Origin of the sequence: Mycobacterium sp. E2733, from assembly GCF_001667585.1 — a bacterium.
Classification (GTDB): Bacteria; Actinomycetota; Actinomycetes; order Mycobacteriales; family Mycobacteriaceae; genus Mycobacterium.
On record NZ_LZJZ01000048.1, the window covers coordinates 1 to 20,199 of the forward strand.

The 20,199-nt window shown below is 68.9% G+C and carries 15 protein-coding genes and 1 pseudogene; 8 read left to right on the forward strand and 8 right to left on the reverse strand.

What is annotated here, in order from left to right; genetic code table 11:
- A pseudogene (locus A5678_RS09720) lies at nucleotides 1-815 on the forward strand (acetyl-CoA acetyltransferase); the annotation flags it as partial.
- A gap of 73 nt (nucleotides 816-888) precedes the next feature.
- On the opposite strand, the gene A5678_RS09725 reads toward A5678_RS09720, so the two are convergent.
- Entirely contained in the window at nucleotides 889-1,737 is an 849-nt protein-coding gene (locus A5678_RS09725) for an LLM class F420-dependent oxidoreductase (protein WP_068041343.1), read from the reverse strand.
- A gap of 233 nt (nucleotides 1,738-1,970) precedes the next feature.
- Here A5678_RS09725 and A5678_RS09730 point away from each other — a divergent pair, with 233 nt between their 5' ends.
- The 7 genes from A5678_RS09730 (at nucleotide 1,971) to A5678_RS09760 (ending at nucleotide 10,905) form a co-directional block, all read left to right on the forward strand.
- Nucleotides 1,971-2,861: a DUF5336 domain-containing protein gene (locus tag A5678_RS09730; RefSeq protein WP_068041449.1), complete on the forward strand. Its 891-nt coding sequence runs from the start codon at nucleotides 1,971-1,973 to the stop codon at nucleotides 2,859-2,861.
- 48 nt (nucleotides 2,862-2,909) lie between these two features.
- Nucleotides 2,910-4,277 carry a DUF6350 family protein gene (locus A5678_RS09735; protein ID WP_231983620.1) on the forward strand — a complete coding sequence of 456 codons (1,368 nt, stop codon included), beginning with the start codon at nucleotides 2,910-2,912 and terminating at the stop codon, nucleotides 4,275-4,277.
- Between the two features lie 21 nt (nucleotides 4,278-4,298).
- Entirely contained in the window at nucleotides 4,299-4,946 is a 648-nt protein-coding gene (gene purN, locus A5678_RS09740; protein WP_068041344.1) for a phosphoribosylglycinamide formyltransferase, read from the forward strand.
- Nucleotides 4,943-6,538, forward strand: a complete 1,596-nt coding sequence (gene purH, locus A5678_RS09745) for a bifunctional phosphoribosylaminoimidazolecarboxamide formyltransferase/IMP cyclohydrolase (protein ID WP_068041345.1) — start codon at nucleotides 4,943-4,945, stop codon at nucleotides 6,536-6,538. Before purN ends, purH begins: the two co-directional genes overlap by 4 nt.
- Before the next feature lie 41 nt (nucleotides 6,539-6,579).
- Nucleotides 6,580-7,965 carry an ATP-binding protein gene (locus tag A5678_RS09750; RefSeq protein ID WP_068041346.1) on the forward strand — a complete coding sequence of 462 codons (1,386 nt, stop codon included), beginning with the start codon at nucleotides 6,580-6,582 and terminating at the stop codon, nucleotides 7,963-7,965.
- Nucleotides 7,958-9,991: a VWA domain-containing protein gene (locus A5678_RS09755; RefSeq protein WP_068041352.1), complete on the forward strand. Its 2,034-nt coding sequence runs from the start codon at nucleotides 7,958-7,960 to the stop codon at nucleotides 9,989-9,991. The genes A5678_RS09750 and A5678_RS09755 overlap by 8 nt, the downstream gene beginning before the upstream one ends.
- Nucleotides 9,992-10,056: 65 nt before the next feature.
- A complete protein-coding gene (locus tag A5678_RS09760) occupies nucleotides 10,057-10,905 on the forward strand; it encodes an aldo/keto reductase (protein ID WP_068041353.1) in 849 nt (282 codons plus the stop codon).
- On the opposite strand, the gene A5678_RS09765 is transcribed toward A5678_RS09760, so the two are convergent.
- The 7 genes from A5678_RS09765 to A5678_RS09795 form a co-directional block, all read right to left on the reverse strand.
- Nucleotides 10,890-11,510 (reverse strand): DUF1707 domain-containing protein, encoded by a 621-nt coding sequence (locus A5678_RS09765; protein ID WP_068041355.1) that lies wholly within the window; start codon nucleotides 11,508-11,510, stop codon nucleotides 10,890-10,892. The two genes, A5678_RS09760 and A5678_RS09765, sit on opposite strands and share 16 nt — an antisense overlap.
- 106 nt (nucleotides 11,511-11,616) lie before the next feature.
- Complete coding sequence (locus A5678_RS09770) at nucleotides 11,617-12,474, reverse strand: enoyl-CoA hydratase family protein (RefSeq protein ID WP_068041356.1); 858 nt, start codon at nucleotides 12,472-12,474, stop codon at nucleotides 11,617-11,619.
- Complete coding sequence (locus A5678_RS09775; RefSeq protein ID WP_068041358.1) at nucleotides 12,474-13,649, reverse strand: acyl-CoA dehydrogenase family protein; 1,176 nt, start codon at nucleotides 13,647-13,649, stop codon at nucleotides 12,474-12,476. The genes A5678_RS09770 and A5678_RS09775 overlap by 1 nt, the downstream gene beginning before the upstream one ends.
- Nucleotides 13,650-15,641 carry a biotin carboxylase N-terminal domain-containing protein gene (locus tag A5678_RS09780; protein ID WP_068041366.1) on the reverse strand — a complete coding sequence of 664 codons (1,992 nt, stop codon included), beginning with the start codon at nucleotides 15,639-15,641 and terminating at the stop codon, nucleotides 13,650-13,652. It lies immediately after the preceding gene.
- Between the two features lie 5 nt (nucleotides 15,642-15,646).
- Nucleotides 15,647-17,242 carry an acyl-CoA carboxylase subunit beta gene (locus tag A5678_RS09785; RefSeq protein WP_068041369.1) on the reverse strand — a complete coding sequence of 532 codons (1,596 nt, stop codon included), beginning with the start codon at nucleotides 17,240-17,242 and terminating at the stop codon, nucleotides 15,647-15,649.
- Nucleotides 17,239-18,399: an acyl-CoA dehydrogenase family protein gene (locus A5678_RS09790; RefSeq protein ID WP_068041372.1), complete on the reverse strand. Its 1,161-nt coding sequence runs from the start codon at nucleotides 18,397-18,399 to the stop codon at nucleotides 17,239-17,241. Before A5678_RS09790 ends, A5678_RS09785 begins: the two co-directional genes overlap by 4 nt.
- Nucleotides 18,396-20,120: an acyclic terpene utilization AtuA family protein gene (locus A5678_RS09795; protein ID WP_068041374.1), complete on the reverse strand. Its 1,725-nt coding sequence runs from the start codon at nucleotides 20,118-20,120 to the stop codon at nucleotides 18,396-18,398. Before A5678_RS09795 ends, A5678_RS09790 begins: the two co-directional genes overlap by 4 nt.
- Nucleotides 20,121-20,199: the final 79 nt, after the last annotated feature.

The window sequence follows — 20,199 nt, forward strand, 5'->3', positions numbered from 1 at the left end:
ACGGCTCCGCGATCATCCGGTTGCGGTCGGTCACGGTGATCAGTTCGTCGACCGTGCGCTCCACGGGCGCGGCCGCGCTACTGATGTCGGTCGACGCGGCGCGTCGCCTCGGGGTGCCCGAGGAGAACTGGGTCTACCTGCACGGCCACGCCGATATCGAGGAACAGGCGCTGCTCGAGCGACCCGATCTTGGGCATGCGCCGTCGCACGTGCTGGCGGTGCGCGAGGCGCTTGCGATGGCCGGCATCGGCGTCGACGACATCGCGACGTTCGATCTGTACAGCTGCTTTCCGGTGCCGGTGTTCAACATCTGCGACGGCATGGGCATCGCGCCCGACGATCCACGCGGCCTCACCCTGACCGGGGGGCTGCCGTTCTTCGGCGGCGCCGGCAACAACTATTCGATGCATGCCGTCGCCGAGACCGTCGCGCAAATGCGAAGGGCGCCGGGAGGATTCGGCCTCGTAGGCGCCAACGGGGGCATCCTGAGCAAGTACTCGGTCGGCGTGTACTCCACCACTCCGGCGGAGTGGGAGCCGGACCGCAGCGCGCAGGCGCAGGCGCAGGTCGCCGACTGGCCGACCGTGCCGGTGACTGAGCAGGCCGATGGCGTCGGCACCGTCGAGACGTACACGGTGCGGCGCGACGACGGCCGCCCGACCGGGATCGTCGTCGGCCGGCTCGATGACGGCAGCCGGTTCCTGTCCACCACCGAAGACGACGACCTCATCGCGCTGCTGATCGACGGCGACCCGCTCGGCCACTCGGTGCGGGTGCGCTCCTTCGACTACGGCAACCGCTGCACGATGGCCTGACGCCCCAGTGGTGAGCAGACGCAAACTCGCATAGGTCCGGGGCGCCGCATGCGATTTTGCGTCTGCTCGCGCGTCAGACGAGGGCGGCCAGCTTGCCGGCCAGGCGCTCCACGTAGGCGGCGATCTCGTCCTCGGGGCGGTCCGGCAGGCCGAACAGCACCTCGGTCACGCCCAGCTCGGCCCACTTCGCCAGCTTCTCGGGGACCGGCTTGAAGTCGAGCGCCACGATCTGCGGGGCGCCGTCGCGGCCGGCGGCCGCCCAGGTGTCCTGCAGCAACTTCACCGGCTCGTCGATGTCGAAGTCGCGCGGGGTGGTGATCCAGCCGTCGGCGCTGCGGGCGATCCACTTGAAGTTCTTCTCGTTGCCGGCCGCGCCGACCAGCACGGGGATGTGTGGCTGCACGGGCTTGGGCCACGCCCAGCTGGGCCCGAACTGGACGAACTCGCCGTCGTAGGCCGCTTCCTCTTTGGTCCACAGCTCCCGCATGGCTTCGATGTATTCGCGCAGCATGGTGCGGCGCCGCCCGGGCGGCACGCCGTGGTCGGCGAGCTCGTCGGTGTTCCATCCGAATCCGACGCCGAGGCTGACGCGTCCGCCGGACAGATGGTCCAGGGTGGCAATGCTTTTCGCCAACGTGATCGGGTCGTGTTCGACGGGCAGCGCCACCGCGGTGGACAGCCGCACCCGGGACGTGACGGCGCACGCCGCGCCCAGGCTTACCCATGGGTCTAGCGTCCGCATGTAGCGGTCGTCGGGCAGCGACGCGTCGCCCGTAGTCGGGTGCGCCGCCTCGCGCTTGATCGGGATGTGCGTGTGCTCTGGCACGTAGAAGGTTGTGAAGCCGTGGTCGTCGGCAAGCTTCGCGGCCGACGCCGGCGAGATGCCACGGTCGCTGGTAAAAAGCACAAGCCCGTAATCCATGGAGAGAATTAGAACGTGTTCTACCTTCGCTGAGCAAGCCGCCGCCGCAGCCGTCCAAGCCGGTCGGCACGGCACCGGCGTTCCGAAGTGCGCTAGCGTGGTTGATCGACCGCGTCGCAACGCAACCGCCGGGCACGGCGTTTATGGAACGGCGCGCCCGCAAGCACAGCGTCGCGACGCAACTGTGGCGCCCGCAAAGGCACTTCAAGGCACTGGAAGCAACAGGAGGAGCCATGACCTACTCGCCCGGTAGCCCCGGATATCAGCCCGCACAACAACCCGGGGGCTCCTACGCAGGCGCCACACCGTCGTTCACCAAGGACGACGACGGCACCACGAAGCTCCCGCTCTACCTGAACATCGCGGTGGTCGTGTTCGGCCTGGCGGTGTTTCTGCTGAACTTCGGGCCGACGTTCACCCTCGGGGCCGACCTCGGCCCGGGCGTCGGCGGACGCGCCGGCGACGCGGGTACCGCGGTCATCGTCGCGGTGCTGGCCGCGCTGCTCGCGGGCCTGAGCCTGCTGCCGAAGGCCAAGAGCTACACCGGAGTCGTCGCGGTCATCGCGGTGCTGGGTGCGCTGCTGGCCATCACCGAGACCATCAACCTGCCCGCCGGTTTTGCGATCGGCTGGGCGATGTGGCCCCTGGTGGCGTGCAGCGTGCTGGAGGCGATCGCCGCCGTCGTCGTCCTCCTGCTGGAATCGGGCGTGATCACGGCGCCGGCACCGCGGCCCAAGTACGACCCCTACGCCCAGTACGGCCAGTACGGCCAGTACGGGCAGTACGGCCAGCAGCCCTACTACGGTCAACCCGGGCAGCAGCAGTCGCCGCAGCACCCCGGGTACGGATCGCAGTACGGCGGTTATCCGGCCAGTCAGGCGCCGGCCCAAAGCGCGGTTCCGACCGGCGGTTTCGGTGCCCAGCCGCAGTCCGGCCCCCAAGCGACCGCGCAGCAGGGACCGTCCACGCCGCCCACCGGCTTCCCGAGCTTCAGCCCGCCGCCCGCGTCCGGCGCGAGCTCCGAGGGTTCGGCACCCAACTACTCCAGCCAGGGTGGCGGCCAGCAGCCGTACGGCCAGGAGCAGCAGCCGCCCTCTTCGTCGTCGGGTCCAGCGCCCTCCTAACCGTGCGCCCTCGCGCCTAGTCGGGATGTGCGCCAAAGAGTGAAAAGGGTGTTGGAAGGCGCGGACAACCGGCCAGCGGGCGCCCGCCAGGCACGTGACCTCGTCCGGGTAGCGTTCGGCCCGGCGGTGGTGGCCTTGGTCATCATCGCCGCGGTCACGTTGTTGCAGTTGTTGATCGCCAACAGCGACATGACCGGGGCACTCGGCGCGATCGCCAGCATGTGGCTGGGCGTGCACCAGGTGCCGATCTCGATCGGCGGCCGCGAACTGGGCGTCATGCCGCTGCTGCCGGTGCTGATCATGATCTGGGCCACTGCACGCAACACGGCGCGGGCCACCTCTCCCTATTCCTCGTGGTTGGTCGTCCGCTGGGTGGTCGCTTCGGCGCTGGGCGGCCCGTTGCTGATCGCGGCGATCGCCCTGGCCGTCATCCACGACGCGTCGTCGGTCATCACCGAGCTGCAGACGCCCAGCGCCCTGCGGGCGTTCACCAGCGTGCTCGTCGTGCATGCCCTCGGCGCCGCGATCGGCGTGTGCTCCCGGGTGGGACGGCGGGCGTTGGCGGCGTCGTCACTGCCGTTCTGGCTCGGCGATGCCCTGCGGGCCGCGTCGGCCGGTGTGCTGGCGTTGCTCGGGCTCTCCGGCATGGTCACGGCGGCTTCGCTGGTGGTGCATTGGGCGACGATGCAAGACCTCTACGGGATCACCGATTCGATATTCGGGCAGTTCAGCCTGACGGTGCTGTCCATGTTGTACGCGCCCAACGTCATTGTCGGCACCTCGGCGATGGCGGTGGGGTCCAGCGCTCACCTCGGTTTCGCGACGTTCAGTTCGTTCACCGTCTTCGGCGGCGACATCCCGGCGCTGCCGATCTTGGCCGCGGCCCCCCACCCGCCGCTCGGCCCGGTGTGGGTGGCCCTGCTCATCATCGGCGCGTCGTCCGGGGTGGCGGTCGGGCAGCAATGCGCGCGGCGTGCACTTCCGCTGATTCCGGCAATGGCCAAGCTTCTGGTCGCTTCCGTCGCCGGGGCGCTGGCGATGTGCCTGCTCGCATACGGCGGCAGCGGCCGGCTGGGAAACTTCGGTGACGTCGGCGTCGATCAGGGTGCCCTGCTGATCGGGGTGTTCTTCTGGTTCTCGGTCGTCGGCGGGATCACGCTCGTGATGAGCGGCGGCGTCAGGGCCCGGCCCCGGCGGCCCAAGCCCGCGCCCGCCGCTGCCGAAGAACCGGCGGACTTTGCCGGCGCCTTCGACGCAGCGGACGACGAACCGCCGCCCGTCTTCGCCGATCCAGACGACTTCGCCGCGCATGACACAGCGGGCAGTGACGGCGACGCAGAGGTGGGCGACGGCGACACCGCGGCGCCCCCCGACGAGGCGCAGCCGACCGCGACCGACCGCGAGCCCGGCGAGTAGCTCCCACTAGGCTCTCTGCTTGTGGCCGAACCGCTCCATGTGCCCCCGAGTGCGCCGGCGCGGGTGGTGGTGCTGGCATCGGGCACCGGGTCGCTGCTGAGCTCCCTGCTCGACGCCGCCGTCGGCGACTACCCCGCCCGGGTGGTCGCGGTCGGCGCCGATCGCGAGTGCCTGGCCACCGAGATCGCCGCGAGGGCGGCGCTGCCGACGTTTACCGCCCGGCTGAGCGATCACCCGGACCGCGCCGCCTGGGATGCCGCGGTCACCGAAGCCACCGCCGCGCACTCGCCCGACCTGGTGGTGTCCGCAGGATTCATGAAAATACTTGGGCCCCAGTTCCTTTCACGTTTCTACGGCCGGATCATCAATACCCATCCGGCATTGTTGCCGGCGTTCCCGGGTGCGCACGGCGTGGCCGACGCGTTGGCCTACGGTGTCAAGGTCACAGGTTGTACGGTTCACCTGGTGGACGCCGGGACGGACACCGGGCCGATCCTGGCGCAGCAATCCGTCCCGGTGCTCGACGGCGACAGCGAAGAGACCCTGCATGAACGCATCAAGGTCACCGAACGGAAGCTCCTGGTGGACGTGGTGGCCGAGATCGCGACCGGCGGCCTGACCCTGGTCGGGAGAACAGCGACGATCGGACGAAAGGCGACCGAGCGATGAGCACCGACGACTGGCCGGAGACGGCGAAGAGGCCGATTCACCGCGCGCTGATCAGCGTCTACGACAAGACCGGGCTGGTCGAACTCGCCCGGGGACTGGCGGAGGCGGGCGTCGAGATCGTCTCGACCGGGTCGACGGCGAAGACCATTGCCGGGAAAGGGATTCCGGTCACGCGGGTAGAGGAGCTGACCGGCTTTCCCGAGGTGCTCGACGGGCGGGTCAAGACGCTGCACCCGCGCGTGCATGCCGGTCTGCTGGCCGATCTCCGCAAGCCCGAACACGCCGCGGCGCTCGAAGAACTGGGCGTTGCGGCGTTCGAACTCGTCGTCGTCAACCTGTACCCGTTCAGCGAGACCGTCGACTCCGGCGCCAGCATCGACGACTGCGTCGAGCAGATCGACATCGGCGGGCCGTCGATGGTCCGCGCGGCCGCGAAGAACCACCCCAGCGTGGCGGTGATCACCGACCCGCTCGGCTATGACGGCGTGCTCGCCGCGGTACGCCACGGCGGCTTCACCCTCGCCGAGCGCAAAAAGCTGGCGGCGCTGGCGTTTCAACACACCGCCGAATACGACATCGCCGTGGCGGGCTGGATGGAGTCGACGCTGGCGCCCGAGCACCCGCCGACGGCGTTCCCCAAGTGGTTGGGGCGCAGCTGGAGCCGCTCGACGATGCTGCGCTATGGCGAAAACCCGCACCAGCAGGCGGCGCTCTACAGCGACCCCGGCGCCTGGCCGGGACTGGCGCAGGCCGAGCAGCTGCACGGAAAAGAGATGTCCTACAACAACTTCACCGACGCGGACGCGGCCTGGCGGGCCGCCTTCGACCACGAACAGACCTGCGTCGCAATCATCAAGCACGCCAACCCCTGCGGGATCGCCATCTCGTCGGAATCGGTGGCCGACGCGCACCGCAAGGCGCACGAATGCGACCCGCTGAGCGCCTTCGGCGGCGTCATCGCGGCGAACACCGAAGTCAGCCTCGAGATGGCCGACTATGTGAGCACCATCTTCACCGAGGTCATCGTCGCGCCCGCGTACGCGCCGGAGGCCCTGGAAGCCCTGACGCGCAAGAAGAACATCCGGGTGCTGCTGGCATCCGAGCCGCTGACCGGCGGCACCGAGCTGCGGCCGATCAGCGGTGGGCTGCTGGTGCAGCAGCGTGATGAGCTCGACGCGCACGGCGACAACCCGGCGAACTGGACGCTGGCGACGGGATCACCGGCCGATCCGGCCACGCTGACCGACCTGGTCTTCGCGTGGCGGGCATGCCGCGCGGTCAAGTCGAACGCCATCGTGATCGCCCGCGGCGGCGCGACCATCGGCGTCGGCATGGGACAGGTGAACCGGGTGGACGCAGCCCGGCTGGCCATTGAAAGAGGGAATGCGCGCGGCGACGACCGGGTCCGCGGCGCCGTGGCCGCATCGGACGCGTTCTTTCCGTTCCCCGACGGGCTCGAGACGCTGACCGCGGCCGGGGTGAAAGCGATAGTGCACCCCGGCGGGTCGGTGCGTGACGAGGAGGTGACCGCGGCGGCGGCCAGCGCCGGCGTCACGTTGTACCTCACCGGGGCCCGCCACTTCGCACACTGAACGCTCAGCGCGTGGCGGCTTTCCGCTACGCGTAGCGTGGAGTGGTGCCATCACCCAGCAATCTGCCCCGCACCGTCGGCGAGCTGCGTGCCGCCGGCCATCGTGAACGGGGAGTCAAACAGGAAATTCGGGAAAACCTGCTGACCGCATTGGCCGAGGGCGACGATGTTTGGCCGGGAATCCTGGGCTTCGAGGACACCGTCCTGCCCCAGCTGGAGCGGGCGCTCATCGCCGGACATGACTTCGTGCTCCTCGGCGAACGTGGTCAGGGCAAGACCCGTCTCCTGCGGGCGCTGACCGGGCTGCTTGACGAGTGGACACCCGTGATCGCCGGGGCGGAACTGGGCGAGCATCCCTACTCGCCGATCACGCCGGAGTCGATCCGCAAGGCCGCCACCCTGGGCGACGACCTGCCGGTGGAGTGGAAGCACCGCAGCGAGCGCTACACCGAGAAGCTGGCAACCCCCGACACCAGCGTCGCGGACCTCGTCGGCGACATCGACCCGATCAAGGTCGCCGAAGGCCGCACCCTCGGGGACCCGGAAACCATCGCCTACGGCTTGATCCCCCGCGCACACCGCGGCATCGTCGCCGTCAACGAGCTTCCCGACCTCGCCGAGCGCATCCAGGTGTCGATGCTCAACGTGATGGAGGAGCGCGACATCCAGGTCCGTGGCTACACGCTGCGCCTGCCGCTGGACGTGTTGGTGGTCGCCAGCGCCAACCCCGAGGACTACACGAACCGGGGCCGCATCATCACGCCGCTCAAAGACCGGTTTGGTGCCGAGATTCGCACCCACTATCCGCTGGAGCTGGAGGCGGAGGTGGGTGTCATCGTCCAGGAGGCGCACCTGTCCGCGCAGGTGCCCGATTACCTGATGCAGGTGATCGCCCGGTTCGCCCGGTATCTGCGCGAGTCCAACTCCGTCGACCAACGCTCCGGGGTGTCGGCGCGGTTCGCGATCGCCGCGGCCGAAACCGTGGCCGCCGCCGCCCGGCACCGCGGCGCGGTGCTGGGGGAGACGGATCCGGTGGCCCGCGTGGTCGACCTCGGCACGGTGATCGACGTCCTGCGCGGCAAGCTGGAATTCGAGTCCGGTGAGGAGGGCCGCGAGCAGGCCGTGCTCGAACACCTGCTGCGCCGCGCGACGGCCGACACCGCGTCGCGGGTGCTCGGTGGCATCGACGTCGGGTCGTTGGTGTCCGCGGTCGAGGGCGGTTCGGCGGTCACGACGGGTGAGCGGGTGTCGGCCAAGGACGTACTGGCCGCGGTTCCCGCCCTGCCCGTGGTGGAGAAGATCGCCGCCAAGGTCAACGCCCAGTCGGAGGGCGAACGCGCCGCGGCGCTGGAACTCGCGCTGGAGGCGTTGTATCTGGCCAAGCGGATCGACAAGGTATCCGGGGAGGGTCAAACCGTCTATGGCTGAGTTTGACGGTGACGACCCGCCGCGCCCGGCTACGCCGCGCTTGCGATCGTCACGAGGGCATTCGTCGCGGTACTCGGCGTATACCGGCGGGCCGGACCCGCTGGCCCCGCCGGTGGACCTGCGCGAGGCTCTCGAGCAGATCGGGCAGGACGTCATGGCCGGCACGTCGCCGCGCCGTGCGCTGTCCGAGCTGCTGCGCCGTGGCACCAAGAACATGCCGGGCGCCGACCGGCTGGCGGCCGAGGCGAACCGCCGCCGCCGGGAGTTGTTGCGCCGCAACAATTTAGATGGCACCTTGCAGGAGATCAAGAAGCTGCTCGACGAGGCCGTGCTCGCCGAACGCAAGGAACTGGCCCGCGCACTCGACGACGATGCCCGCTTCGGCGAACTGCAACTCGACGCCCTGCCGGCGTCGCCGGCCAAGGCCGTTCAAGAGCTTTCCGAATACAACTGGCGCAGCAACGAGGCCCGCGAGAAGTACGACCAGATCAAGGATCTGCTCGGCCGCGAGATGCTGGACCAGCGGTTCGCCGGCATGAAGGAGGCGCTGCAGGGCGCCACCGACGAGGATCGCCAGCGCGTCAACGACATGCTGAACGATCTCAACGAGCTGCTGGACAAGCATGCCCGCGGTGAGGACACCCAGCAGGACTTCCAAGACTTCATGAACAAGCACGGCGAGTTCTTCCCGGAGAACCCGCGCAACGTCGACGAGCTGTTGGACTCCCTTGCCAAGCGCGCCGCCGCCGCGCAACGCTTCCGCAACAGCCTGAGCCCGGACCAGCGCGCCGAGCTGGATGCCTTGGCGCAGCAGGCATTCGGATCACCTTCGCTGATGCAGGCGCTCAACCGGCTGGACGCGCATCTACAGGCCGCCCGGCCGGGGGAGGACTGGACGGGGTCCGAGCAGTTCTCCGGTGACAACCCGCTCGGGATGGGCGAGGGCACCCAGGCGCTGGCCGACGTCGCCGAGCTCGAGCAGCTGGCCGAGCAGCTCTCGCAAAGCTATCCGGGCGCCACCATGGACGACGTCGACCTGGACGCGCTGGCGCGCCAACTCGGCGACCAGGCCGCCGTCGACGCCCGCACACTCGCCGAATTGGAACGCGCACTGGTCAATCAGGGGTTTCTGGACCGGGGGTCCGACGGCCAGTGGCGGCTCTCGCCGAAGGCCATGCGCCGGCTCGGTGAGACGGCGCTACGCGATGTGGCACAACAGCTTTCCGGCCGGCGCGGCGAACGGGACCATCGGCGCGCGGGGGCGGCCGGCGAACTCACCGGCGCCACCCGGCCCTGGCAGTTCGGTGACACCGAGCCGTGGAACATCTCCCGCACGCTGACCAATGCGGTGCTGCGGCAAGCGGGAACGGCCACGCTGGACGGCACCGCCGGATCGCTGAAGATCACCGTCGACGACGTCGAGGTCTCCGAGACCGAGACGCGCACCCAGGCCGCGGTCGCGCTGCTGGTCGACACCTCGTTCTCGATGGTGATGGAGAATCGCTGGCTGCCCATGAAGCAGACGGCGCTCGCGCTAAACCACTTGGTGTGCACCCGATTTCGTTCGGACGCCTTGCAGATCATCGCCTTCGGCCGATACGCCCGGACGGTGACCGCCGCGGAGCTCACCGGCCTCGAGGGCGTCTACGAGCAGGGCACCAACCTACATCACGCGCTGGCCTTGGCCGGCCGACACCTGCGGCGGCATCCCAACGCGCAGCCCGTCGTGCTGGTGGTGACCGACGGTGAGCCCACCGCTCACCTGGAGGACTTCGACGGCGACGGCACGACCGTGTTCTTCGACTACCCGCCGCACCCGCGGACCATCGCCCACACCGTGCGCGGCTTCGACGACATGGCCCGCCTCGGTGCGCAGATCACCATCTTCCGGTTGGGCAGCGACCCCGGGCTGGCCCGCTTCATCGATCAGGTCGCGCGGCGCGTCGAGGGACGTGTCGTGGTGCCCGATCTCGACGGCCTGGGCGCCGCCGTGGTGGGCGACTACCTCCGGTCCCGCCGCCGCTAGCCCGTCGTCGGTCAAGGGATAGGTGCTCGCTCGAGCGGGTACAGGGACCGAGAAGGAGGAGATGCATGAGCAAGGTTCCAACGATCGAACTCAACGACGGTGTCCGCATTCCGCAGCTCGGCTTCGGCGTGTTCCAGATCAAGCCCAACGAGACCGCGGCGGCGGTCAAGACCGCGCTCGAAATCGGATACCGGCACATCGACACCGCCGAGATGTACGGCAACGAAAAGCAAGTCGCGCAAGGCATCCGCGACGCCGGTCTCGATCGTGCCGACGTGTTCGTCACCAGCAAGCTCAACAACGGCTTTCACAAACCCGACGACGCGCGCCGTGCCTTCGACGAAACGCTGAAGGCCCTGGACTCCGACTACGTCGACCTGTTTCTCATTCACTGGCCGCTGCCCACCCTCTACGACGGTGACTTCGTCTCGACCTGGAAGGTCTTCGAAGAGTTCGCCCGCGACGGGCGCGCCCGCAGCATCGGCGTCTCGAATTTCCAAGTCGCACACCTGGAGCGGCTCGCCAACGAAACCGACACCGTGCCGTCGGTCAACCAGATCGAGCTTCATCCGTACTTCGGGAACAAAGAGGTCCGCGCGTACGGGCGCGAGCACGGCATCGCCACCGAGGCGTGGGCACCGATCGCGCAGGGCAAGGTGCTCGACGATCCGGTGATCAACCGTGTCGCCGAGGGGCAGGGCAAATCGGCGGCGCAGGTGGTGTTGCGCTGGCACATTCAGCGCGGCGACATCGTGTTCCCCAAGTCGGTGACCCCGGAACGGGTCAAAGAGAACTTCGAGCTTTTCGACTTCGAGTTAGATGACTCCGACATGGACGCGATCTCAGCCCTGGACAAGGGTGAAGCGGGTCGGAACGGGCCTAACCCCGACAAGTTCGACTACGTGCCCGGCTGACGCTGGCCGCGGGGGCGGCGGGCCTTGCGAACGATGCCGACGGCGCCCCACAGCGAGAAGCCGCGAATGTTCACCTTGGGCGCGCCGGGGGTGCCCTGGCCCAGGACGCTGCGGTCGAAGTTGCCCATCACGCCGCGGCCGTGAATCTCGACGTTCACTTCGGGCGGCAGCAAAATCTTTGTCGCGCCCATGATCGACATCGCGTGGATGTCGACCTCGGTCGAGGTGAAGTCGGCGTAGCGCAGATCCACCACGCCGTTGCCCCACAAGGCGAAGGTGGTCAGCTTCTTGGGCACGTTCCACCGGCCCCGCCGCTCGAAGCCGCTCAACAGAGCCAGCAGCAGCGTGGACGGCGCCGGGTTGGGCTTGCCGCCCCGGCGCGGGTTGATCGGCGAACCCGGCAGATCGGCGCGCAACTGGTCCAGTTCCTCGTACGTCGTCGCTGCATAGGCCCTGGTCAGGCGGTCTTCGTAGTCCTTCATCTGCAGCCGGCCCTGCTCGGCCGCGTACGCCAGCAACTGCGCGAGCTGGATGCGATCAGTGTCGGCCGCGCGCGACGATTCGCCGCGCGTGTCCTTCGCGTCGCGTTGCGCAGAGTTGCTCATCACCCACGAGCCTACGACGTCCGGCTATCGCCGCAAGAGGATTGGTCAAACTGCAACCTTGGCCCGCGCCGGACGGTTCGGCCGGCGGCGTTTGTTTGACACCTGGCTAACTCGTCCAGCTCGGGGCGCGCTTTTGCAGAAACGCCATCATGCCCTCGCGGGCTTCGTCGGAGACGAAGAGCCGGGCCGATTCCTCGGCGAGCCGCTCGGCGTCGCGGTCGAATCCTTCCAGCACCGCCGCAGTGGTCAGCGCCTTGGAGGCCGCCAGTCCCTGGGGCGAACCGCGGCCCACATCGGCGAGCAGCTGCGCCACCGCGGCGTCGACGTCCTCGGCTGCCATGGTGATCAGTCCGATGTCCGCCGCTACGCGGGCGTCGAATGTCTCGCCGGTCAGGTAGTAGCGCGCCGCGGCCCGCGGCGCCAGTTTCGGCAACAGCGTCAGCGAAATGATCGCCGGGGCAACGCCGATCCGGGCCTCGGTCAGGGCGAAGGTGCTGCGCGGGCCGGCGACGGCGATGTCACAGGCACCGACCAAGCCGAACCCGCCCGCGCGAACATGCCCGTCGATGGCGGCGATCACCGGCAGCGGCGAGGAGACGATGGCCCGCATCACCACGGTCATCTCGCGGGCCCGGGCGACGGCCATGTCGTATGCCGTTGGTGGCGACCCGTCCCCCGCAAGCGGGAGGTGCCCCCCGCGCTCGGCTTCGTTGCGCTCGCGATCGCCACGTGGATCACCCGCGCCGGCCTCACTGAGATCCGCACCGGCGCAGAAGGTGTTGCCCGTATGCCCCAGCACCACTGCGCGCACGGCCGGGTCCGCCGCGGCGTCGCGCAGCCCTTGATGCAACTGCTCGACGAGCGCGGTCGAGAGCGCATTGCGGTTGTGGGGCGAGTCCAGCGTCAGCCGCGCGAACGGGCCGCCGGTATCGGCGGGCCCCGCGTATTCGACCAGCGTTTCCATCAGTAGCTTCGGGGCAGGCCCAGCGACGTCTGCGCCACGAAGTTGAGCACCATTTCCCGGCTCACCGGGGCGATCCGCCCGAGCCTGGCCGAGGCGAGCATGGCCGCGACACCGTACTCCTTGGTCAGCCCGTTGCCGCCCATCGACTGCACCGCCTGGTCGACCGAACGGGTAGCCGCTTCGGCCGCAGCGTATTTGGCCATGTTGGCGGCCTCGGCCGCGCCCGCGTCGTCGCCGCTGTCGTAAAGCGTGGCGGCCTTCTGCATCATCAGCTTGGCCAGTTGCACCTCGATGTGGCACTGCGCCAACGGGTGCGAGAGTCCTTGGTGCGCACCGATCGGCGTGCCCCACACCTGGCGGGTCTTGACGTAGTCGGCGGCCCTGTCGAGGGCGAACCGTCCCATCCCGACCGAGCTGGCGGCGCCCATGATTCGCTCGGGGTTCAGGCCCGCGAAGAGCTGCGCGATCGCGGCGTCCTCGGAACCGACCAGCGCGTCAGCCGGGAGCCGGACATCGTCGAGGAAGACCTGGAACTGCCGCTCGGGGCTGATCAGCTCCATTTCGATTGGCGTATAGGAGAATCCGGGGGCATCGGTGGGCACCACGAACAGTGCCGGGCGCAGTGATTCGGCCTTGGCCCCCGTCTCTTTGAAAGCGCGGCCGACGACCAGGACGGCCTGCGCCTGGTCGATGCCGGAGATGTAGACCTTCTGCCCCTTGAGGATCCAGTCGCCGCCGTCGCGCCGGGCGGTGGTGGTGATCTTGTGTGAGTTGGAGCCGGCGTCCGGCTCGGTGATGGCGAAGGCCATGGTCAGCGTTCCGTCGGCGATGCCGGGAATCCAGCGCTTCTTCTGCTCTTCGGTGCCGAACTTGCTGATGATGGTGCCGTTGATCGCCGGCGACACGACCATCAGCAGCAACGCGCTGCCCGCCGCCGCCATCTCCTCCATCACCAGTGACAGCTCGTACATGCCGGCGCCGCCGCCGCCGTACTCCTCGGGCAGGTTCACCCCGAGGAAGCCGAGTTTGCCTGCCTCGGACCATAATTCGTCGGTGTGCTGGTGCGCGCGTGCCTTCTTGAGGTAGTACTCGCTGCCGTAGTTGGCGGCCCACGCGGCCACCGACTTGCGCAGGGCCTGCCGCTCCTCGCTCTCAATGAAGCTGGTGTCGGTCATCTAGGAATCTCCTTCTGCTTGCGGCGCTTCCACTCGTGCCAGGACGGCGCCCACTTCGACCTGCTGACCGGTTTCGACGTTGAGCTCGACGAGCACGCCGTCGGAGGGTGCGGTGATGGTGTGCTCCATCTTCATCGCCTCCAGCCAGATCAGTGGCTGCCCGGCGGCGACGTTGTCGCCGACTGCGGCGGCGAGGCGGATGACGTTGCCGGGCATGGGCGCCACCAGGGAACCCTTTTCGAGGGTCGAACCCGGCTCCGGGAACCGTGGCAGCGCGACCAGGTGAACGGGTCCGCGCGCCGAGTCGACGTAGACGTCGTCACCGTGCCGGGCGACCGCGAAGCTGCACGCCACCCCGTCACCGTCGGCCAGTACGACCTCGTCCGGCGCGGACGAGATCAGGTGCACCGGCTCGGTGGGGTCGGCCAGGACCAATCCGTTGCGGGCGAAGCGGTATGCGACGCGGTGCTCGTTCCCCTCGCGGTCGCGGTATTCCTTGACCTGGTATCCGGACGCCAGGTTTCGCCACCCGCTGGGGACCGGGCCGAGGACGGGTGCGGCCGCGCGGTTATGGGCGGCGTCGGCCAGCGCGGCCGCGATCGCGGACAACCGGACGACAGCGGCGTCGGCCAGCGGTGCCGACAACTTGTCCAGCCCATGCGTGTCGAAAAACGCTGTGTCGGTGGCGCCGTCAAGGAACGCGGGGTGTCGCAGCACGTTGACCAGCAACTCACGGTTGGTGCGCACGCCGTGCAGGCGGGCGCGGGCCAGGGCGTCGGCGAGGACCAGCGCCGACTGCCGACGCGTCGGGGCGTACGAGATGACCTTCGCCAGCATCGGGTCGTAATGGATCGACACGGTGAATCCGTCAACGATCCCGGAGTCCAGCCGGATCCCGGTCCGCCGGCCCAGCGAGCCGAACTCGGTTCGAACCGCCGGCACGTCGATCGCGTGCAGCACGCCGGCCTGGGGCTGCCAGCCGCGGGCGGGGTCTTCCGCGTACAGCCGGGCCTCGATCGAATGACCCCGGGCGGCAGGGGGTTCGGCAGCGAGCCGGCCACCGTCGGCAACCATGAGCTGCAGCTCGACCAGGTCGAGTCCCGTGGTCTCTTCGGTCACCGGGTGCTCGACCTGCAGGCGGGTGTTCATCTCCAGGAAGTAGAACTCGCCGTCTTGAGAATTTGGGTCGGCGAGGAATTCCACCGTCCCGGCGCCGGTGTAGCCGATCGCGCCGGCCGCCAGCCGGGCCGCGTCGAACAGCTTGGCCCGCATGCCGGGGGTGCGCTCGACCAGCGGGGACGGGGCCTCCTCGATGATCTTCTGGTGGCGGCGCTGGATCGAGCATTCCCGTTCCCCCACGGCCCAGACGGTGCCGTGGGTGTCGGCCATGACCTGAACCTCGATGTGATGCCCGGTGGGCAGGTAGCGCTCGCAGAACACGGTCGGGTCACCGAACGCCGACTGCGCCTCACGCCGCGCCGCCTCCACTTCGCCCGCGAGGGAAGCCAATTCGTGGACAACCCGCATCCCGCGGCCGCCGCCGCCCGCGGAGGCCTTGACCAGCACGGGCAGCTGGTCCTCGGTGACCGTGTCGGGATCGAGTTCGTCGAGCACCGGAACACCGGTCGCGGCCATCAGTTTCTTGGACTCGATCTTGGAGCCCATCGCCCGCACCGCGTCCTCCGGCGGCCCGACCCAGGTCAGGCCCGCCTGCTGCACGGCCGCCGCGAAATCGGCGTTCTCCGAGAGGAACCCGTAGCCGGGATGCACCGCGTCGGCGCCCGCGGCGCGGGCGGCGGCGATGATCGCCTCGGCGTTCAGATAGTCGTTGGTCTTTTCGAGCCGCACCCGCGCGTCGGCCTCGGCCACGTGCGGTGCGGCGGCGTCGGGGTCGGTGTAGACGGCGACGGTGCCCAGGCCCAGCCGCCGGCAGGTGGCGAACACCCGCCGGGCGATCTCGCCGCGGTTGGCGACCAGCACTCGAGTGACCATGGGGCTCACATCCGGAAGACGCCGAAGTTCGACGTCCCCTTGATCGGGCCATTGGCGATGGCGGAGAGACACATTCCCAGCACGGTACGGGTGTCGCGCGGGTCGATCACTCCGTCGTCGTAGAGCATCCCGGACAAGACCAGCGGCAGCGACTCGGCCTCGATCTGCCCCTCGACGGCCGCGCGCATCGCGGCGTCGGCTTCCTCGTCGACCTGCTGGCCGCGGGCCTCGGCGGCTGCGCGGGCCACGATCGACAGGACGCCCGCAAGCTGGGCACCGCCCATCACCGCGGATTTGGCGCTGGGCCAGGCGAACAAAAACCTCGGGTCGTAGGCGCGCCCGCACATGCCGTAGTGACCGGCGCCGTAGGAGGCGCCGATCAACAGCGAGATGTGCGGAACGGTCGAGTTGGAAACGGCGTTGATCATCATCGACCCGTGCTTGATCATCCCGCCCTCTTCGTAGTCCTTGCCCACCATGTAGCCGGTGGTGTTGTGCAGGAACAACAATGGCGTGTTAGACCGGTTGGCCAGCTGGATGAATTGGGTTGCCTTCTGCGACTCCTCGCTGAACAGCACGCCGCGCGCGTTGGCCAGGATGCCCAGGGGGTAGCCGTGCAGCCGGGCCCAGCCGGTGACCAGCGACGAGCCGTACATGGCCTTGAATTCGTCGAATTCGGACCCGTCGACGATGCGGGCGATCACCTCGCGGGGGTCGAACGGGATGCGCAGGTCTGCGGGCACGATGCCGATGAGCTCGTCCGCGTCGTACAGCGGCTCGGCCACGGGCCCGGGGGCCGGTCCCTGCTTGACCCAGTTCAGCCGCGCCACGATGCGGCGCCCGATCCTGATGGCGTCGAGCTCGTCGGCGGCGAAGTAGTCGGCCAAACCGGAGATGCGGGCGTGCATTTCGGCGCCGCCCAACGACTCGTCGTCGGACTCCTCGCCGGTGGCCATCTTGACCAGAGGCGGACCGGCAAGGAAGACCTTAGAACGTTCCTTGATCATCACAACGTGGTCGGACATGCCCGGTATGTAGGCGCCACCGGCGGTGGAGTTGCCGAAAACCAGGGCGATGGTGGGAATTCCGGCCGCCGAGAGGCGGGTGAGGTCGCGGAACATCTGGCCGCCGGGGATGAAGATCTCTTTCTGCGTGGGCAGGTCCGCCCCGCCGGATTCCACCAACGAAATGACGGGCAGCCGGTTTTCGAACGCGATCTGATTGGCCCGCAGTATCTTTTTCAGGGTCCACGGGTTGCTGGTGCCACCCTTGACCGTCGGGTCGTTGGCGACGATCAGGCATTCCACACCCGACACCACGCCTATCCCGGTGACCGTGCTGGCGCCGACGGTGAATGCGCTGCCATAGGCGGCCAGCGGGCTGAGCTCCAGGAATGGGGAGTCGGGGTCGACGAGCAGCTCGATGCGTTCCCGCGCGGTCAGCTTGCCGCGGGCGTGGTGACGCTCGACGTACTTGGGCCCGCCTCCCGCAAGCGCTTTGGCGAGCTCGGCGTCGATCTCGTCGAGCCGCGAGGTCGCCGTCGACGCCGCGTCGGTGTAAGCCGCGGAGTTCGGGTCGAGTGTTGACTGCAGTGTCGTCATGATTGGAATCCAAGCGTTTTCGCGGCCAGCGCGGTCAGGATCTCGGTGGTTCCGCCGCCGATGCCGAGGATCCGCATGTCCCGGTATTGGCGCTCGACTTCGGATTCGGCCATGTAGCCCATGCCGCCGAACAGCTGCACGGCCTGGTTGGCCACCCATTCGCCCGCCTCCACGGCGGTGTTCTTCGCGAAGCACACCTCCGCGATCAGGTTGGTTTCGCCTGCCAGCTGACGCTCGACCACATGGCGCGAGTAGACCCGGGCGACGTCGATGCGCCGGGCCATCTCGGCGAGCGTGTTCTGTACCGACTGCCGGGAGATCAGCGGGCGTCCGAAGGTTTCCCGGTCGCGGCACCACTGCAACGTCAGGTCCAGACAACGCTGGGCGCTCGAATAGGCCTGGGCGGCAAGGCCGATGCGCTCGGCGACGAAGGCCTGCGCGATTTGCAGGAACCCGCTGTTCTCGGCGCCGACCAGGTTGGCCGCCGGCACCCGCGCGTCGACGAAGGAGAGCTCGGCGGTGTCCGAGGACCGCCACCCCATCTTGGCGAGCTTGCGGCTCACCTCGAAACCCGGTGTGCCCTTCTCGATCACCAGTAACGAGACACCGGCCGCACCGGCGCCGCCGGTGCGCACCGCGGTGACGACGTAGTCGGCGCGGACACCGGAGGTGATGTAGGTCTTGGCGCCGTTGACCACGTAGTGATCCCCTTGCGGACCGGAAGAGCGCACCGCCGACGTTCGTAGGTGCCCGACGTCCGAGCCGCCGCCCGGCTCGGTGATGGCGAGGGCGCCGATCTTGTCGCCGGTCAACGTCGGCCGGACGAACTCCTCGATCAGTCGCCGATCGCCCGAGGCGATCATGTGCGGCACCGCGATTCCGCAGGTGAAAAGTGAGGCGAAGACGCCTCCCGGGGCGCCGGCCTGATGCACCTCTTCGCAGATGATCACCGCGTCCGCGCCGTCACCACCACCCCCGCCGACCGCCTCGGGGAAGCCCGCACCCAGCAGGCCGGCCGCGCCGGCGCGCCGGTGCAAGTCGCGCGGCAGCTCGCCGATGCGCTCCCACTCGTCGGCGTGGGGCAGGATCTCGCGTTCGGTGAAGGAGCGCACCGTCTTTCGCAACTGTTCGCGCTCCGGCGTGGTCCACAGATTCATAAGAGCCTTTCGGGGATGTCGACATGCCGGCCGCGCAGCCATTCACCCAGCCCCTTGGCCTGCGGATCGAAACGTGCCTGATAGGCGACGCCCTGGCCCAGGATGCCGTCGATGACGAAGTTGACCGCGCGCAGGTTCGGCAGCACGTGGCGGGTGACGTCGAACTCCGCGGCTTCGGGCAGCAACTCCTTGAGCAGCTCGACGGTCAGCGTGTTGGCCAGCCAACGCCACTGTTCGTCGGTGCGGACCCAGACCCCGACGTTGGCCGATCCGCCCTTGTCTCCGCTGCGGGCGCCGGCGATGCGGCCCAGCGGCACCCGGCGGGTCGGACCGGCCGGCAGCGGATCGGGCAGCGGCGGGGGAGCGGCGGGAGCCAGTTCCAAAGTCTCGGTGGCGCAAGGGATGTAGGTCCCGGTGCCGTCGGCATGCACGGCGACATGCGGCACCTTCGTGGCGTCGACATAGCCGGCGGTGAACACGCCGTACACCTGGCCGTCGCCAGGCGGGGCCGTCACGTGAAACCCCGGATAGCTGGCAAGCGCCAATTCCACTGCCGCGGAAGAAAATTGGCGCCCAACGTTTGCCGGATCGGGGTCGCGGACCACGCAGTGCAGCAGCGCGCTGGCGGCCTCTTCAGTGTCGGCGTCGGTGTGGTCCGTGCGGGCCAGCGACCACTGCAGCTCCGTGGGCTTCACTGTCAACGCGGCCTCGAGCTGGCGGCGCACCAAGTCGGCCTTGGCCTCGATGTCCAGGCCGGTCAACACGAACGTCATGGAGTTGCGGAACCCGCCGATGCTGTTCAGCGACACCTTGTACGTGGGTGGCGGCGGTTCGCCGCGCACCCCGCTGATGCGCACCCGGTCGGGGCCTTCAGAAGCGGACAGCGCGATGGTGTCCATCCGGGCGGTGACGTCGGGGTTGGCGTAGCGGGCGCCGGTGATCTCGTAGAGCAGTTGCGCGGTGACGGTGTCGACGCTGACCACGCCGCCGGTGCCGGGGTGCTTGGTGATCACCGACGAGCCGTCGGCGTGGACCTCGGCCAGCGGGAAGCCGGCGTGGGTCAGGTCGGGTACCTCCGTAAAGAAGGAGTAGTTGCCGCCGGTGGCCTGCACGCCGCACTCGATGACGTGACCGGCGACCACGGCACCGGCGAGCGGGTCGTAGTCGGTGCGGCCCCAGCCGAAGTGCGCCGCGGCGGCCCCGACGATCACCGAGGCGTCGGTGACCCGGCCGGTGACGACGACGTCCGCGCCGCCCTGGAGGCAATCGACGATGCCCCACGCGCCCAGGTAGGCGTTCGCGGTCAGCGGCGTGCCCAGCCCCAGTTCCGCCGCGCGCGGCTGCAGGTCGTCACCCTCGACATGGGCGACGCGGGCCGGGACACCTAGGCGCTCGGCCAGCGCGCGGATCGCATCGGCCAGTCCGGCCGGGTTGAGGCCGCCGGCGTTGGCCACGATGCGGACGCCCCGGTCACGGGCCTCGCCCAGGCAGTCCTCGAGTTGGGTCAGGAACGTCTTGGCGTAGCCGCGTTCGGGATGCTTCATCCGGTCGCGGCCCAGGATCAGCATGGTCAGTTCGGCCAGGTAGTCGCCGGTGAGGTACTCCAGGTCACCGCCGGTGAGCATCTCGCGCATCGCCGACAGCCGGTCGCCGTAGAACCCGGAGCAGTTCGCGATCCGGACGGCGCCATCGGTGCAGGAAGCACCGGAAGCAGAGGCCATGCAGTCCTCCAATCTGCGTTTCACCGGGGAGCGCAAACCAACCAACCAACCGGTAGGTTAGCGGGTCGCGCCGGTGCCC

Bases quoted from the DNA above. Each gene is read 5' to 3' on its own strand.
- A5678_RS09765 (WP_068041355.1), bottom strand. From the start codon at position 11,510: ATGAGCAACTCTGCGCAACGCGACGCGAAGGACACGCGCGGCGAATCG.
- A5678_RS09755 (WP_068041352.1), top strand. From the start codon at position 7,958: ATGGCTGAGTTTGACGGTGACGACCCGCCGCGCCCGGCTACGCCGCGC.
- A5678_RS09760 (WP_068041353.1), top strand. From the start codon at position 10,057: ATGAGCAAGGTTCCAACGATCGAACTCAACGACGGTGTCCGCATTCCG.
- purH (WP_068041345.1), top strand. From the start codon at position 4,943: ATGAGCACCGACGACTGGCCGGAGACGGCGAAGAGGCCGATTCACCGC.
- A5678_RS09730 (WP_068041449.1), top strand. From the start codon at position 1,971: ATGACCTACTCGCCCGGTAGCCCCGGATATCAGCCCGCACAACAACCC.
- A5678_RS09770 (WP_068041356.1), bottom strand. From the start codon at position 12,474: ATGGAAACGCTGGTCGAATACGCGGGGCCCGCCGATACCGGCGGCCCG.
- A5678_RS09725 (WP_068041343.1), bottom strand. From the start codon at position 1,737: ATGGATTACGGGCTTGTGCTTTTTACCAGCGACCGTGGCATCTCGCCG.
- A5678_RS09775 (WP_068041358.1), bottom strand. From the start codon at position 13,649: ATGACCGACACCAGCTTCATTGAGAGCGAGGAGCGGCAGGCCCTGCGC.
- A5678_RS09785 (WP_068041369.1), bottom strand. From the start codon at position 17,242: ATGACGACACTGCAGTCAACACTCGACCCGAACTCCGCGGCTTACACC.
- A5678_RS09795 (WP_068041374.1), bottom strand. From the start codon at position 20,120: ATGGCCTCTGCTTCCGGTGCTTCCTGCACCGATGGCGCCGTCCGGATC.
- A5678_RS09780 (WP_068041366.1), bottom strand. From the start codon at position 15,641: ATGGTCACTCGAGTGCTGGTCGCCAACCGCGGCGAGATCGCCCGGCGG.
- A5678_RS09790 (WP_068041372.1), bottom strand. From the start codon at position 18,399: ATGAATCTGTGGACCACGCCGGAGCGCGAACAGTTGCGAAAGACGGTG.